General features: G+C 49.7%; 11 protein-coding genes and 1 pseudogene. All 12 read right to left on the minus strand.

The features are described 5' to 3' along the window. Window positions 1-20: 20 nt before the first annotated feature. Complete coding sequence (locus tag J0B03_RS00835) at window positions 21-1,868, minus strand: right-handed parallel beta-helix repeat-containing protein (RefSeq protein ID WP_207300009.1); 1,848 nt, start codon at window positions 1,866-1,868, stop codon at window positions 21-23. 107 nt (window positions 1,869-1,975) lie between these two features. Continuing rightward, a complete protein-coding gene (gene thiI, locus J0B03_RS00840) occupies window positions 1,976-3,148 on the minus strand; it encodes a tRNA uracil 4-sulfurtransferase ThiI (RefSeq protein WP_207300010.1) in 1,173 nt (390 codons plus the stop codon). Between the two features lies 1 nt (window position 3,149). Then, window positions 3,150-4,243: pseudogene (locus tag J0B03_RS00845) on the minus strand (cysteine desulfurase family protein). Window positions 4,244-4,326: 83 nt separating this feature from the next. Beyond that, a complete protein-coding gene (locus J0B03_RS00850; protein ID WP_207300011.1) occupies window positions 4,327-5,448 on the minus strand; it encodes a hypothetical protein in 1,122 nt (373 codons plus the stop codon). Further along, entirely contained in the window at window positions 5,441-5,746 is a 306-nt protein-coding gene (locus J0B03_RS00855; protein ID WP_207300012.1) for a YkvA family protein, read from the minus strand. Before J0B03_RS00855 ends, J0B03_RS00850 begins: the two co-directional genes overlap by 8 nt. A 16-nt stretch (window positions 5,747-5,762) precedes the next feature. Next, window positions 5,763-5,981 (minus strand): hypothetical protein, encoded by a 219-nt coding sequence (locus J0B03_RS00860; protein ID WP_207300013.1) that lies wholly within the window; start codon window positions 5,979-5,981, stop codon window positions 5,763-5,765. A gap of 6 nt (window positions 5,982-5,987) precedes the next feature. Continuing rightward, the gene (gene dcd / locus J0B03_RS00865; RefSeq protein WP_207300014.1) at window positions 5,988-6,521 is read right to left on the minus strand and encodes a dCTP deaminase; all 534 of its coding nucleotides are present in this window, start codon (window positions 6,519-6,521) and stop codon (window positions 5,988-5,990) included. Window positions 6,522-6,536: 15 nt separating this feature from the next. Then, window positions 6,537-8,903 (minus strand): endonuclease MutS2, encoded by a 2,367-nt coding sequence (locus tag J0B03_RS00870; RefSeq protein ID WP_207300015.1) that lies wholly within the window; start codon window positions 8,901-8,903, stop codon window positions 6,537-6,539. After that, on the minus strand, window positions 8,904-11,291 hold the full coding sequence (locus J0B03_RS00875) for a U32 family peptidase (RefSeq protein ID WP_207300016.1): 2,388 nt from the start codon (window positions 11,289-11,291) through the stop codon (window positions 8,904-8,906). Next, window positions 11,288-12,292, minus strand: coding sequence for a D-alanyl-D-alanine carboxypeptidase family protein (locus tag J0B03_RS00880; RefSeq protein WP_207300952.1), 1,005 nt, complete (start codon window positions 12,290-12,292; stop codon window positions 11,288-11,290). The genes J0B03_RS00875 and J0B03_RS00880 overlap by 4 nt, the downstream gene beginning before the upstream one ends. Further along, window positions 12,289-12,576 (minus strand): D-alanyl-D-alanine carboxypeptidase family protein, encoded by a 288-nt coding sequence (locus tag J0B03_RS12285; RefSeq protein ID WP_207300017.1) that lies wholly within the window; start codon window positions 12,574-12,576, stop codon window positions 12,289-12,291. Before J0B03_RS12285 ends, J0B03_RS00880 begins: the two co-directional genes overlap by 4 nt. Window position 12,577: 1 nt before the next feature. Then, window positions 12,578-15,508, minus strand: coding sequence for an insulinase family protein (locus tag J0B03_RS00890; protein WP_207300018.1), 2,931 nt, complete (start codon window positions 15,506-15,508; stop codon window positions 12,578-12,580). Window positions 15,509-15,511: the final 3 nt, after the last annotated feature.

Genomic DNA, 15,511 nt, shown 5'->3' on the forward strand with positions numbered 1-15,511 from the left:
GATCGATCTTTCATTTCATTTTATTTATGCTCTTTCCTTTTCCTTTGCATCATCCATCCCGATGCAGCCAAAACCAACCACGGGATCGTCGACCCTGTCATACTTCCAGTTTTGGGATTATCCGCTTCCGCTGGTTCCTCCGGAGTGGCTTCCGGTTCTTCCTCTTCTGTTGGCTCTTCCGGTTCCGGTTCCATCAGGCCGATACCGAATTCTGATCCGATAAGATGAGAAAGGGCAGGAGTCGTCTGAGGGCCTACAATGGCCCAAACATAGTTTTCGCTCCTATTGACACCGGTATTGGAACAAATGGCCCATTGGCTGCCGTTCCACCAATACAATACCAGTTCTTCTTCCGGTTCCGGATCTCCTTCATAAAACAAGCGGATCATCAATTCCCCAAGTTCTGTAGGCTGTGCCACTTGAACATCAGCATAGATCCCCAGTTCGCCATAAAAAGAAGAATTCGTCGGATTGTCATCGTAAGCACCCAAAGTGAGGATACCATTTCCGTCAGTTGCACCAACGTACACTACGCCTTGCAGGGATGCACTCTCCCCTTCTTCCAAGTGGAACGTCTTTGTATCTGTCAATTCCACCGGATCTTCACTTGTTAACAACCATGGAGAAAAATCGATGTTGTCCCGTACCGCATCCCCCGATCCATAAGGGTTTGTTGTTGGATGATAGGGACCGGTCCCGCTGCCCCACCAGTTATGTTCTGCAACAAGTGGAACAATTCCGTTCGATTCAGATACTTCATCTACATTTACGTATCCATAATAGGTATAAACACCATAATTGATGTTGTCGTAGATCCTATTGGCATATAGGACATCCCCTTCGTCCACTCGGATTCCGCCGGTATGTCCCCTTTCCAATAGACCATTTCCAGTTACAGTATTGCCTTGGATCTGGTTGGAACCACGAGAACTGATTCCATATTCCTTGTTGTCCTGGACGACGTTGCCTTTTAGTTCACTGTTAGAATCGTTGTTAACCATATGGATTCCGTTGGAACCATTACCGATCAAGGTGTTGTTTGAAACATTAAATGTTGATCCTCTCAATTCCATACCGTCGTCCCTGTTTTTGGAAACCGTATTTCCTTGAATGATATTGCCGATGCTCAATCCATTGCTATTGGAATCCGCCTTGATCCCTGCACTGTTGTTCTCGTTGACGGTATTTTGCAGGATCTGGTTGTCGACTCCCTGTAGCTCGATGCCTCGCCATCCTCCCAGATCTCCATTGTTGGAAGCGCTGTTGCCCTGGACCACATTTTCGTCACCTAGGATGTAGATCCCTATTTTCCCATTACTGTCCGCCGTGTTTTCTGAAATCGTATTGCCGTTTCCTTCCACCTTGATTCCGGCAGTATAAGAGGTAGAGGCCACTCCATTCCCTGCAATCAGGCAGTTTTGAACGGTATTGTCATTCCCTTCAATGTGGATGCCGTTTTCGTTCCAATGTTGGACCGTCAACCCATCCAAGATGACTCCACTGGCTTGTATTGTGATCCCATTGTGGAGAAGATTACCGGAACCTTCCAGAATGGAACCATCCTGCCCGAGAATGGTCACTCCGTCTTTTGCGACCAAAAAGCTCTCTTCATAAATGCCAGTCGCTATATGTAGGGTGCCGTTTTCTGTCAAGCCATTCAAACCGTCTTGGATCGAGGCAAAATGGGTGGTTCCCCATCCGCTGGTCCCGGCATCAAAATCATCGTCCACCCAGGCTTCTTCCACCAACACTGCCATCGTCTGAGATTCCGTTCCAAAAACCGATCCTACGAGAAAGATCCCTGTCAGTAAAAAGAAAATCATTGCAAGGAACAAGGATCTGATCCCCTTGTTTCTTTTCAACATCATGTTGCATCCCCCTTTTTATAAAACATAGTATAAATATTAAATTTATGATATACAAAATATTAAGATCTGTCTACCCTTTAACAAGGCAGACAGACCATTTTTTTGATCTATGTAGGGTATACTTCCAGCCGTTCGCTTTCTGCTATGGCCCGTTCCATCATCTCTTCGATGCCCTCCATGTAGGACTCCTGTTTGAGGACATGCTCCATTTTTGGCTTTGTCTGGGGATGCTTCGGGACAAAAATGGTACAGCAATCTTCATAAGGAAGAATGGATGTTTCAAAAGTATCGATCTCTTCCGCAATGCGGATGATGGCGTGCTTGTCCATGCCGATGACGGGACGGAATACAGGCAGATCCGTGGCAGCGTTGGTCACCATGAGACTTTCCAGGGTCTGGCTGGCCACCTGACCGATGCTTTCTCCAGTTATCAGGGCCGATGCCCCGTTTTGCTTCCCGATCCGGGTGGCGATCTTCATCATGTATCGCCGCATGATCAGGGTGGAATATTTTTCATCGCAAAACTCCCCAATGGCCAGCTGGATCTCCGTAAAAGGAACCACGAAGAGGGTGATCTTCCCCGCATAAACGGCCACCTTTTCCATCAACTTGATGACTTTTTCCTTGGCCCGGTCGCTGGTATAGGGATAGGAATGAAAATGGACCCCCATGACCTCCACTCCCCTGCTGGCAATCATATAACCGGCAACGGGGCTGTCGATGCCGCCGGATACCAGCAAAGCGGCTTTCCCTCCCGTTCCGACAGGCAAGCCGTTTTTCCCTGGAAGGATGTCCGTGTAGACATAGGCTTTCTCCCGGATCTCCACGTAGATCTGAAACTGTGGCTGATGGACATCCACCGACAATGCATCGAACCTTTTGAGCAGGTATCCGCCCAATTCCCCATTCAGCTCCGGGGATGTCATGGGAAAGGATTTGTCTCCCCTTCTCGCCTGTACTTTAAAGGTCGTTTGGCCTTGTTGGATCTTCTCCTCCACCAGGACAGCACTGGCTTCCTTGATGGCCTCCAAGTCTTTATCGATGACCGTGGCCACGCTGATGGAGGCGATCCCAAAGATCTGCAGCAAGCGATGGATGGCAAATTCCAGATCTTCCTCTTCCACTTGCAGAAGAAAACGGCCCTGGATCTTCTCCAATTTTTTATTATTGATGGAGCGCATGCTGCTTTTGATGTTTCGTATCAGTGTGTCAATAAAAAATCCTTTGTTCAGGCCTTTCAACCCGATTTCTCCGTATCGTATCAATATTACTCTTTTCAAATTATCTCCTCCTGGCGAACTTTCGCAGTCCTTCCACTTCTTGAACGATTTGCTTTATGGCTGTTTGGATCTCCTCCAACGTATTCAACCTGGAAAAACTGAACCGAATGGTCCCTTCCATGTAGGTTTTTTCCAAGGGGAGCTGCTCCAACACATGACTTTGTCCCCGTTTTTTCGAGGAGCAGGCGGATCCGGTGGAAACATAGACCCCTTTTCTCTCCAATGCGTGGAGCAATACTTCCCCCGAAGATCGGCAAAGCTGACACTTGCAATATGATGAACAAATCCATCTCCCAAGGGGCTGTTGATCTGTATGTCTGCAACGCTTTTTTCCAAGGTATCCAAAAAAGCAGTTTTCAGTCCTCTCATTTGTCCTTGGTCGGCTTCCATGTCCAAGTTTTTCAATACCTGGTGCCAACCGGCGATCCCAGCCACATTTTCCGTTCCGCTTCGCAACCCGCCTTCCTGCCCACCTCCGTGAAAAATGGGGTGGATCCCCAGGTTCTTCTTCATGTACAAGGCGCCAAGGCCTTTTGGACCATGCATTTTATGGGCACTCAATGAAACCATGTCCGCCTGCCACTGCCGTGGTTTGACAGGGATCTTTCCAAAGGATTGGATGCAGTCACAGTGGAAGATCGTGTTTTTATTGGCATTTTTTATCGCTTTGCCGATGGACTCCAGATCCTGGATCACGCCCGTCTCATTGTTCACATGCATGATGCTCACCAACATGGTATCTTCGTCCAGATTTTCTTCCAACTGGTCCAACCGGACCCTGCCTTCCGCATCCACATCCAGATAGACCACGTCCATTCCTTCCCTTTCCGCATGGCGAAATGCTTCCAGCACGGATGGGTGCTCCGTTTTGGAAGTGATGAGTTTTCTCCCTCTTCTTTTTTGTTTTTCGATCCCGCCCAAAATGGCCAGGTTGTTGCTTTCCGTTCCTCCCGAAGTGAAGACGATCTCTTCCGGTTTGACGGAAAGGATCTGTCCCATGGCTCTTCGACAGCCGTCCACGGCTTTTTCCGCAGTCAATCCCATCCCGTGAAGGGAGGATGGGTTGCCAAACCAAGTGCTGTGGTACTGGTTCATGACCTGGAGTGTCTCTTCTTCCACCCTGGTGGTGGCGCTATTGTCCAAATATATGATATTCAATGATTTCCTCCTAAAAGCATTCACAACTGGATGCGGTAGGTATCCTTGTTGGAATTAAAAAACAAATATCCCTGATGATAAAAGATCTGGGGCGGCGCTCCTGTAAAAATCGTGCCGATGGTCTTTCCCTGGTTGTTGATGTACCGATTGATCTCCACCAGATCCGGATATCGGTCGTCCCGTTCCGGAGGGCGTTCCAAAGTCAGGTAATCCTTCTCATCGTCGATGCTTTTGAATACCAGAATGTCCCGTTTTTCAATGGATGATGTGGAGATGAATTCTGTGGCCGTATTGAAGGTGCGATAGGTGACCGTTGTCACCAGACCATCTTCATTGGTACTCTGACGCAAATGACGCAACAGGATGTTCCCGTTGCTGGATCGATCCATATACTCAAGAGTATCTCCATAGGCATTTCCCGTGATGTTCCTCTGGTTTCCATTGGCCAGCTCTACGTAGATAAAGTCGATGCTGCTTGCCCGAATGGTTCCTTCCCCGCCTTCCAGTTCTTCCGAATACTCCGCCAAGGCGTACAAACGGTATGGAGTCAGGAACAGGGGTTTGGTGATGCGGAAGGTGTCCTTCTCCCCGACCTTCAATTCCTTCACATTTCCCGTCGAATCCACCACTATGCTGCGATACTCGTCTCCATCCAGCAAGGATAAAAACATGTTTTTCCCGTCTGTGGACAACACATAGTCCCGAATGATCACGTCCTTTTCCCGTTCATAGAGCAATTTGTCGTTTTGACCGTTGGGAGATATGGTATAGATCCCTTCTTCATTCTCATAAGCAATGATCTTCTTGTCCACGGACAGCCGTTCATTCCAGGCTTCTTCCGCCAACAGGGTGGTAACTTCCGTTTCCAGATCGTAAGCGAAGATCTCGTTGTCCCGGGACGTCAACAATGTATGATCGTTCAACACATCGGTAATGTCTCCCACCATTGGTACCCGAAGGGAGGACGTGTTTTCTTCGTCCGACAATTGCAAACTTTCAAAGTATTCTTCATAGGCTGCAGGATCTTCTCCGTTATCCATCGGATCCGGCAATGGATCCGATGGATCCTCATTGGGAGCACAGGAGATGAACATGGTGATCATAATAACCATGACCATTCCCAGCAAGACTTTTTTAATCATTCGATTCCTCGTCTTTCACCGTATATTTCACGTATTCTTCTCCGATGACTTTTTCTTTTTTCTTTTCGTCCCTCTTTCGATATCTGCCAAGAATATCACTGAGGCTGTTCAATGCAGCTAAAATAACCAATAGATCATCGATGTGACCCAAACCGGGAAAAACTGCCTCCGGTATGAAGTCCACCGGCAAAATGAAGTAGACGACAGCAAAGATCAATACTGCCTTGTTCCACTTCGGCACGGTATTGTCTTTCAACATTTCAAAGACATAACGGATGTTGCCCAAGTTTTTCATCATGACGAACATCTTCCTTTCATTGCTGGCCTTCCTTGGCCTTTCGTTTTTTTGCCATCTGTCGTTTTTTTCGCATCCTTGCCGCGACTTCTCTTTTGTATTGGCGATAGTTGGCAGCTCCGCTTTTTTTGATCATACGATCGATGCCATGATTGGATTCCAGATAGAATTTCAGGAACACTCCCACCACCACCAGTAAAAAGAAGACAAACAAAATGGATCCTACTACGGTGCCCACCGGGAATCAGGCCTCTTCGTCCAAATAGACCCGGCTTCCCACCGGTTTCTTTTGTCCCTGGTATTTCCCCTTGTAGGGATTCATGGCATATTGGTCCATGGATGCGAAGACCAGCTGACAGATCCGCCGGTCGCTTTTCAATTTGATGGGCAGACGGTTGGCATTGTACAATTCCAGGGTGATCTCCCCTTCAAAGCCGGGATCCACCCAGCCTGCGTTTTGAATGAACAATCCCAATCGGCCGATGGAGCTTCTTCCCTCCACAAAAGCGGTCAGATTGCCGGGAAGCTTGATATATTCCCGGGTGGTGGCCAGCAGGAAGGAATGGGGCGGAATGATCACTTCGTCCGTTTCAAAGGACAGGTAGCGGATCTCGTCCGTCAAGGTCATGGACTCGATGCTGTTCTCGTCCAGTTTCAAAAAATGGTTCCCCAATCGGATGTCTACAGATGCCGGCTGGATCTGTTCCGGCGTGATGGGATCGATGATGAGTTCCCTGGTGCTGAGCAATTCCAAAATCTTTTTATCGGATAATATCATGGTGGTTCCCCCCGTCTATTTTAATGTGACGATGGTGGCGCCATCGCCACCTTCGTTGAAAGCTCCTATGCGATACGATTCCACCGACCGGTGATTCTTCAACAGATCATGAATGGTCTTTCGAAGCACTCCGGTCCCTTTTCCATGAACGATGGTAACGGTCTTTAAATTGGCAAGGACCGCGTCATCCAGGTATTTCTCCACATCCAGCATGGCTTCTTCTCCCGTCATGCCTCGAACATCCACACTGGATTTGATGCTGGCCGCTTTTCTAGCTACCGTCCTTCGTCCTCCGGCCATGGGGTCTTTTTTCCCTTCCAATCGGCTCAGATCGGAAAGTGGGATTCGGATCTTCATGATCCCCGCCTCCACCAGGACGTTTCCGTCCTTGTCCGGTTTGGAGAGCATGACGGCCTTTTGATTCATGCTGTTGATGAGTACATCGTCTCCCGGTTTGGGTGTTCGACCGGTTTTTGACGGGGTTTTCCGTTTGATTGGACCAAGATCTTCCGAGAGGACATCCTCCCATTCCTTCAGCGCCCGCCTTTTCGACTCCAGGTCCTTGAAGGCATCTTTGGTTTTCTCGCTTTTTATTTGCTTCATTTCCTGAATGATGTCCCCGGCCAGGGTTTTTGCATCCTCAATGATCTGCAGGGCTTCCATGGTGGCTTTTTCCTTGGCTTGTCGTTCCTTGTCCTCCAAGGCTTCCTGCCGCTGTTTTAGCTTGACCGTTTCCCGTTCCATAACGTCCTTTTGCCGCAGGATCTTCTCCAGTTCCGTTCTGGCCTTCTTTTGATTTTCCTGTATTTCGTGGAGGACGTCTTCAAAACGGATCGTATCCTCACTAAGATATTCTCCCGCCTTATCGATGATCTCCCTCCGCAGTCCCAATCGACCTGCGATCTCGAAAGCATTGCTTTTCCCAGGGATCCCGATGGTCAGCCGGTAGGTGGGCCGCAAGGTGGCCACATCGAATTCCACACTGGCGTTTTCCATGCCGTCCGTGCTGAGGGCATACTGCTTCAACTCGCTGTAATGGGTGGTGACCATGGAAAAGACCTTCCGATGGTACAAGTGGTCCAAGATGGACATGGCCAGAGCCGCCCCTTCCACCGGATCCGTCCCCGCACCCAGTTCGTCGAAGAGCACCAGGGACTCCTGATCCGCCTCCTCCACGATCCGTACGATGTTGGACATATGGGAGGAAAAAGTGCTCAAGCTCTGTTCGATGCTTTGTTCGTCTCCTATGTCCGCGTACACTTTCTGGAACATGCTCCAGCTGCTGCCTTCCTTTACGGGCAGGAACAACCCGCTTTGGGCCATGAGGCACAACAGGCCGGTGGTTTTCAGGGCCACCGTTTTTCCTCCTGTGTTGGGACCGGTCACGATGAGTATGGAATATTCCCCACCGATGTGGATGTCGCTTGCCACCACTTCATCTGCAGGGATCAACGGATGTCGGGCCTGGTAGAAATGGATGCCCCGCTCCTCCTGGAGCTTGGGTCGATTGGCCTTCAATTCCAATGCATAGCGACTTCTGGCAAAGATCACATCCAATTGTACCAAAAGATCATAATCGTATTCCAGTATTTGTTTCTGCTCTCCTACATACTCCGTCAATTCCTGCAGGATCCGCTCGATTTCCCGATCTTCCTCCAAGCGCAAGGTCCGAATGGCGTTGTTCATCTCCACCACGGCCATGGGCTCGATAAAAAGAGTGGCTCCGCTGGAGGATTGATCGTGGACGATGCCGGGAATGCTGCTTCTGGATTCCTGTTTCACAGGCAATACGAAACGGTCCTGCCGAATGGTGATCAAATTGTCCTGCAAGTGCTTCTGATATGCCGTCAAACCGATCATGGACTGGAGCTTTTCCCGGATCTGGGCATTCTTGCGATGGATCTCCCGACGAGTGCGGAACAACTCCGGACTGGCGCTGTCGCTGATCTCCTCTTCGGAAAGAACGGTGTTTTCGATCCGCCTGCGAAGATCCGATACAGGATCCAGGGCGTCGAACATCCGACTTAAAGTAGGCAGCAGTGTCTGTCTTTCTTGAATATCCTGATAATAGTGTACCACATCCAGGGTGATCTTGAGAAAATCCCGGATGGACAACAATTCCTTCAAAGACAGCATGGATCGAATGGCCGCCCGCTTCAATGTCGGTCGAAGATCGGCAAAGGGTGCCATGGGAATGTTGCCGTTTTTGTAAAGAGCCACCACCCCTTCGTCTGTTTCTTGAAGGAGTTGTTCCACTTTCCGGGGGTCGGTGGTAGGTCTGGTGTTTTCGATCCGCTCTTTGGCCGATCCGCTCCGGGCAAAACTATTCCAGATCAGCAGTATTTTATGGTATTCCAACACTTGGAAAGTTTTTTCGTTCATCTACAACACACCTCTGTTAAAATGTCCTTTTGTCCATCGTTCCTTTTGTTCGTCGAACCAGGCCGGGTTCCCGGAGGAGGGAGCTGTCAGGGCTTTCCGGTAGGATTCCACCATTTCCTCCATCCGATCCTCCTTTTCCAGAAAATCCAGGCGGATCTTGTGGAGGCTTTCCATCTCCGGGACTTCATCGATCAGACAGAGTTCCTTGGCGTTGTACACATGGGTCCGACCGGATCCATCGATCCGTACTGGGAAACTATATCCTTTTGGATCTTCCAGAGTGTACCCGCCGGTATTGGGGGGCAGATCCAAACCGTACTGGAGCAGCATCAGTTCTTTTCTTCCTTGAACCACCAGACCGGTCTTCATGTTTCCCGTCGGGATCAGATCCTTCAGCTCTTCCTGGTTCAGTTCAGCGGACAGGTAAGCCAGTTCCACCCCTAAGGATCCCAGCACGTCCAAGGTTCTGGCATTGAAAACATTCAAACTGTCATCCGTTTCTATGGAGAGGTGATGGTTTCGAACCATCTCCAGACCTTCATAGGATCCGACCAAAAAACCATGGATGGGTAGATCCACCAGTTTCTCCAACGATTCCTTGAGAACTTGGACTTCCCCTTCCCGAATGATCTTGGGCAAGGCAATACGAAGGCGTTTTCCCTTCTCGGCAGTCAGCTGGCTGGCTGTACCCACGTCATTCAGATCCAAAGGATCATCCCAGTCGTAGACGATCTCGTCGGCTGAAGTCTCCAACGCTCTTTTCAGCATTTCCAAGTTGTTGATGCGAAGGGAGATTTGTGCATTTTCCCTTTTCCGGGACCTTGTAGCTGTAGGATCTGGAGACCAGGTTTTAGCTTCTATCTTGGTACGACGGTATTTCGACAGCACCAGTTCTTCCAACGCTTCCACGGCCTGACGCCGCAACTGGTTGATGGCTGAAACGGGCATAAACAGGGATCCTTCCATTTCCACTTGAAGGGATTCTGCTTTAAACGGGGTATTGTTGAGTTTTCCCAGTTGTTCCAGGATCCGTTCCTTGGTCAAAGGCGCATTTTTCGCCTCTTGCACGGTTGTTTCTCCTGTCACTTCCAATCGGTCGTCTTCCATCTTCAATTCCATAACTGGAAAGGCATTTGCTTCCAGAGTCACCTTCCAATGGAATCCCCTTCTATTGCTCAGGTCTTCCCGCATGCTGCTTTCAATGGTTTGTCGTTGTTTGCCGTCCGATGTCTTGTAAATGTGATCTCCCATGACCGGGGCCCGATGCAGACTGACGAATCCGAGGGACCCCTTTTGTACCGTTTCCACCGGTTTTCCCTGCTGGTCGAAAAGATCGGACAAAGTTTCCCCGAACTCGCTTTTCGATCCGGCGATCAGGATCCCGTCTCCTTTCGAAATGTCTTCTTCGGCTCGAAAACCATATCGATAGCCAGAGATCTTGTGAATGGTCCCAATAAGGGTACGATCTGCCTGTTCCTCCTGGCCGACTAGGAGATCCTTACCTGCCGGATGGGCATTTGTCAGATACCCTTGAGTGAACTTTCTGTTAAATACTTCATGAATAGCAATGTTTGTCTTGTCTTTCCGATTTTCAGCCAATGCGTCCAATCCCCTGCGATACGCCTGGACCGCCGTATAAACGTACTCCGGATTCTTCAATCGTCCTTCGATTTTTAAGGAATCCACTCCCGTTTGCAAGATTTCCTCCAACAAGTCCAGTGTATTCAAGTCTTTGGGACTGATCAAGGGGCCCTTTCGAACCAGTTGCTTCTGACTGTCGTATAGTTTGTAGGACTTTCGACAAGGCTGTGCGCACCTTCCCCGGTTTCCGCTTCGTCCACCGATAAGACTGCTCATGTAGCACTGTCCAGAATAGGAAATGCAAAGGGCTCCGTGACAAAAGATCTTGATCTCTGCCCTGGCCTTCGCTTTTATGGCGCGGATCTCTTCCAAGGTCAGTTCCCTGGCCAAAACGATCCGGTCAAAACCAAGTTCTTCCAAGAGTCCTACTCCTGGAGAACCATGAACGAACATCTGGGTGCTGCTGTGCTGGGGAAAATCGGGATAACGGTCCCGGATCAGGGAGAACAATCCCAGATCTTGAACGATCAAGCCATCCAGCCCGATCTCATACAATTCATCCACCAAGGCCATGGCCGCTTCCAATTCTTCTTCCTTCACAAGGATGTTCACCGTACCATAGAGCTTCACGCCATGAAGATGGCAATGTCTGGTTGCTTCCTCCAGGTCTTCTCTGGAAAAATTCCCGCCTCTTTGTCTTGCATTGAATTGTTTTGCTCCGATATAAACGGCGTCGGCTCCTGCCCGGACCGCTGCATATAACGCTTCCAGCGTTCCTGCCGGTGCCAGTACTTCCGGTAATTTCATTTTTTCACCATCATTTTCTTTCGTATTCCAAGGAAAAGGATCAACACTACGGATCCCGTGGCTCCCAGGGGCAACCAGTCTTCCACAGGTGCCCGTCCCTTGACCACTGCTGCAGGGACATTCTCCAGCACCCTGTCCTCCAACACCATCTCTAAATTTCCTACGAGCTCCCCATCTTCCAGGGTTTTCAACAACCGATGGGTTCCTTCCTCATTGGGGCCAAGTTTATCCGTCTCCAGAACGAAACGAAAAGAAACGTCCTTCAATGAGTCCTTCTGTACCAGATGGGACATGGATCCCAGGCTGGTCAGCTCCAGTTTTTCACCGGGAAAAAACAAAAGGCCCTCCAATTCAAGAATATGATCCCAGTCCTCCCTAGCGGGATCTCCCACCCACTCCATGCCGTCAAAGATGCCGTCCATGATTGCAATGCCTTCTTCATAGACCAAAGGGATGTCGCTGTGAAGGACAATGCCGATGATGGACGTATCACCCTCTTCTGCCGAGAATATGAGACAGCGTCCGGCTTCATTGGTATTTCCGGTTTTTACCCCGGTCACTTCCTCCCGGTATTGGGGGTTGGCTCCCTTCTGGTACAAAAACCAGACATCGTCCAGCTTTTGGTGATGATAGAGATTGGTGGAGTAGAATCGGTACCTTCCATCTTCCGTCTCGTATAAGGGCATGTCCAGCAAGGAAGAGACGAAGTCGTTGCTTCTTATGGCTTTTGTCAGCGTCAAAAGATCCTTCGCTGAAGTGACATGGGAGGGATCATGAAGCCCGTGGGGGTTGATAAAGTGGGAGCTTGTCATTCCCAGCTCTTCCGCCTTTTGGTTCATAAGATCCCCAAAGACTTGCAATGCCTCGTTTACAGGGAGCCGGGGATCGTTATTCACCTTTCTGGCCGTATGGACGGCCAGGGCCATGGCGGCGTCGTTGCCGGAAGGCAGGAGAAGACCGGCCAGAGCATCCTTTATGGAGATCTCCTGATTTTTTATCAGATAGGCCCTGCTGCTTTGGGGGAGATCTGGTCCATCTCCTCCCCAGGCACCATGATGTCTTCCAAAGCGTTGTTGTCCAAAACCACCTGGGCCGTCATCAGCTTGGTCAGACTGGCCGGATACATGGCCTTCTCTTCATTTTGTGTATAAAGGACCTGTCCGGAACCTTCTTCCACCACCAAAACGGCTCGATCCTGGGGAAATTCCAACTCCAGCATGTCCCCCGCCAGGACCGGCTGCTGCAATGCCAAAAGCAGAAGAATGCTCCAAATCCATTTTTTCATCTTATTCTTCAAATACCTGGATGATCTCGCCAAACAGGTCTTTTTCCTTTTTGATTTTTTGCTCGTCTCCCAGTACACAGAAGTGGTTTTGCTTCATGGCATCCTCCACGATCTCGGCGGCGCCCACCACATCCTCTACGCTGCATTCCAAAATGGCCAGGCGCTCCTTTTGAAGCAAGGCATCATCCACATTTCGGAACAGATTGCCGGTGGCAAAGGCTCCCTTCATGTTTGGGGTCATGGGTGTATCCAAACCGCTCATGGTTCCGATGATGTACTTGTCCATGGTGGAGCGGTCCGCTTTGAAATTTTTCAGGTACTCCCCGGCCCGGTCAAAGACGTCCAGGGTGTTTTTCAAGTTGGGGTCCCGATAGGATCCCATGAAGAGGCTTCCGGTCCTTCCAACGGAGAAGAAGGCGCCATAGGCTCCACCTTGCACCCGGACCTTGTTCCACAGGTAATCCGTGCTCATGATGGTTTTCACTACTTGTAGCGATGCATCGTATTTGTGGCCCAAGGCTGCAATATTGTAAGCTTTTCCCACGTAGAGTACTTTGCCGGGGGTAGCGATCCCCTCGTTTTTCGGGGCCAGGGCAAAGGTCAAATCTGCGTTTTGCGCCGGTTTGTTACCAAGAAGAGGCAGGAAGTCCTTCATCTCCTTTTCCACCAGAGAAAGGCCTTCCCGGCTTCCTGTGTGGCTGATGCGCAGTCTTCCTGCATCAAACACGGACGTTGCCACCCTTTCCATATTTTCAAAGATGTTTTCCCAGCTCTCTTCAAAATTCGCATCCAGTCGGGAGATGAACCGGAAAAAGTCCAGGCCGCCGATCTGTTCCGCATATTTGGACGTATTGCTCAAATAACTCATGACGCGACCGGAGACGATCTTGTGGCCAACGGTCATGAAATCCATTTCCGCCTTGGATTTTGTGCTTTGAAGTACTTCTTTCAGCCGCTGTTTCTCATCCATACGGGTGCGCAGAAGCATTTCCTTCAGCAACTCGAACAACCGGGTAGTCTTTTCTTCCAGTACCCTTGCCTTTACCACCAGTTTTGGCCGGAAAACATCCAGGGCTTTTGCATCCCCAAAAATGTCGATATCCAGGTCGATGCCTCCAGTATGCATTTCGATGGCATGGTTCAGTTTTACGTAATCGTAGGCATGGGTCCCCGCTTCTCCGATATAGTGGGTCAATAAGGACAGATAACCCAGGTCCTCAACTGGGATGTGGTCCACATCGAAGTACAAACGAATGTAATTGATCCCGTTGGTGGCAATGGGATGATGGATCCACTGTACCCCGTCTGCCTCTTCCACTTCCATGGGAATGGGTTCAATGGTCCTTCGAATGTCGGTGATGGGCAGTACGGGCATCTTGTCGATGTCTTCCTGTGAATCCGGCGTATTCTGGACTTCCAGCAGATGGAGGGTATCCTTCTGCATCTGTTCCAGCGCTTCCTGTGAAAGACTGTTTTTCAATTTTTCCAGCTCCAGGGCCACTTCTTCATCTTTCTTGGCGGACAAGCCTTTTTCCGGCAAGAGGACCACTGTAGCCACATGAGGGTTGTCCAATAAATGGGTCTGGATCAATTCTTCAAAATATCCATTGTCCGCTTCTGCCTTGATCCGGTCCAAATATCCTTGGAATTCGAGATGGATGCTTGGATCTTCACCGTGAAGCCAGCTTTCCATGATCTCCATGTTATAGATCAAACCCTTGGGATAAGATCCGTGATCGGCTTCCCTTAATTTGAATTCGGTATAGTTGATGGCTCCCTGGACCATGTCTTTGTCCAGTCCTTCCCGAACCAGAGATTCCAAAGTGTCCCGTATGGTCTTTTCGAAAAGGACCTCGTCCCCTTCATTGGCATTTTTCGCCAAGATGCTGACCACCGGCTGGAGGATGCTGCCGTCGTAATGGCCTTCCACGTCCTTGCAGATCCCCGTTTCCAGCAAGGCTTTGTTGATGGGCGAGGATGGGGCGTCGGAAAGGATATGGGTGAGCATGTCCAGCGCGAGATGCTTCTCCCCGTCGGTGCAGCGATGGGTGACAAAACTCATGGACAGGTAAGTCTTGTCCTTGGCTTCCTCCCCTTCTCCGATGGGATAGGTCTTCATCACTTTGATGGGTTTTTCAAAGGGAGGTTGGATCCCGATATCCCCGGCATCTTCTATGGGTTCGAAATCCTTCAGGTAGGCCTCGTTCAAATAGGCCAGATGCTTCAGAACATCGCCGTTGCCATAGAGATAAATGTAGCTGTTGGACGGATGGTAATAGGTCTTGTGGAATTGCAGGAAATCTTCATAGGTCAGCTTGGGAATGACTTCCGGATCTCCCCCCGATTCGTTGCCGTAGGCGGTCTCCGGAAAGAGGATCTCCTGGATCCTGCGACCCAGGACGTCTTCCGGATTGGAAAAAGCGCCTTTCATCTCGTTGTAGACCACGCCATTGTAGGCGATGGGATCTTCCAGTTCTTCCAAATGATAGTGCCAGCCCTCCTGGTAGAAGATCTCCGGACTGTCGTAGATCCGCGGATAGAAGACCGCATCCAGATACACGTCCATCAGGTTCATGAAATCCCTCTCGTTCATGCTGGCCACAGGATACATGGTCTTGTCCGGGAAGGTCATGGCATTCAAAAACGTGTTCATGGAGCTTTTCATCAACTCCACAAAGGGTTCCTTCACCGGATATTTACGGGATCCGCAAAGGACGGAATGCTCCAAAATATGGGGCAGTCCTGTTGAATCGGCAGGAGGTGTTTTGAAGGTAATGGAAAAAACCTTGTTTTCATCGTCGTTGGACAGGTAGAACAATCTTGCTCCCGTCTTCTCATGTTCAAACAAGAAACCGGTGGATCGATTCTCCTCGATCCAATTTTTTGAGATCAATACAAATCCTTCATATCGTTGCGCTGTTGTAAGTTCCATGGC

The sequence above is a fragment of the Alkalibacter rhizosphaerae genome (assembly GCF_017352215.1).
Taxonomy (GTDB): domain Bacteria; phylum Bacillota; class Clostridia; order Eubacteriales; family Alkalibacteraceae; genus Alkalibacter; species Alkalibacter rhizosphaerae.